The sequence below is a fragment of the Colwellia sp. E2M01 genome, assembly GCF_018860585.1.
Classification (GTDB): Bacteria; Pseudomonadota; Gammaproteobacteria; order Enterobacterales; family Alteromonadaceae; genus Colwellia.
This window is the reverse complement of sequence record NZ_JAHKPR010000018.1, coordinates 1,320-2,563: the sequence shown is the minus strand read 5'-3', so window position 1 is coordinate 2,563 and position 1,244 is coordinate 1,320. Positions and strand designations below refer to the sequence as shown.

1 protein-coding gene is annotated in these 1,244 nt (G+C 35.0%); it reads left to right on the top strand.

All coding sequences use genetic code 11. The annotated features are described in order from the left end of the window. Window positions 1–112 precede the first annotated feature (112 nt). Window positions 113–1,000 carry a lysophospholipid acyltransferase family protein gene (locus KO502_RS03565; RefSeq protein ID WP_216021187.1) on the top strand — a complete coding sequence of 296 codons (888 nt, stop codon included), beginning with the start codon at window positions 113–115 and terminating at the stop codon, window positions 998–1,000. The last annotated feature ends 244 nt before the right edge of the window (window positions 1,001–1,244 follow it).

Genomic DNA, 1,244 nt, shown 5'->3' with positions numbered 1-1,244 from the left:
ATCGGAATTGGTATTAATATGATTAGGCGCTAATGATGAAAAATGCTATTAAATCAATGTTAGTCGTTGCACAATGAGACATGGTTTTAATGCTTAAATAAGGTGTTGTCTTTTGAAGTTACGCTATGGTTTTATTGTTATAGGTATAATGCGTTTTTTGAGCTTGTTTAAATTAAAGCATTTAAGAAAAGCCGCAACTTATATTGGTCCAATATTACTTAGTAAAAATACTAGAACAACGGACGCGATAGATAAAAATTTACAATTGTGTTTACCAGAGTTAACCAAGATAGAAAGAATCGAATTTTCGAAGCGTAGACTTGCCTGTATGTGTCAAACCCTTTTTGAAATGAGTCATGTTTGGATCAAATCACCAGAAAGTCTTAAAAGTTATTTGCAGCCTAGTTATGATAACTCTGAATTTGAAGCACAAATATTAAGCGATAATGGCATTATGGTTTTAGGGCCTCATATAGGTAATTGGGAAATAATGAATGTTTATTTATCTCAGTTCAGAACGCTAACAGCTATGTACAAACCATTAAAAGATCCTTCCCTTGATAAATTTATTAGAGATGCTCGACAGCGCTTTAACTCTGTTCTAGTACCAACATCGAATAAAGGGATAACGCAAATTATTCGAACGCTAAAAACAAAAGGCATGGTTGGTTTTTTACCTGATCAAGTTCCTGAAGAGAATATTGGCGGTGTATTTGCGGCGTTATTTGGTCATCAAGCTTATACGATGACATTAGCACATAAACTGACACTTAAAACAAAATGCAAAGTATTTATAGGAACCGCTTATCAAACAGAAAAAGGCTTTACGACTAGACTTGAGCCTATAGGTGATGCGTTTTATTCTGAAGATGCTACTCGCGCGGCAACTTGTCTTAACAAAGCTATAGAAGAAGCCATTTTACTTCACCCCGTTCAAAACCAATGGGAATATAAACGCTACCGAGTGCAGCCAGAAGGGCAAAAGTCACTATATAAATAAAGTACTCAATTAAAAATAATATACAAGTTTATGAGCCAATTCAGCGTGAAAAGCCCATTCTTGTGTCTTTCATTTAAATTGACGATAAATAGTCCTTGAGTATACGTGGCGGCTGAGTATAATAGCGCCTCACTTCTTGAGTATCTCTTATTTCCCAAACAACTAAGATTCACTCGGTAAGTGTAATTATTGATTGAGTAGCGTGATGTTAACTTAAATCGATGTAGGGGTGTAGTTCCAATTG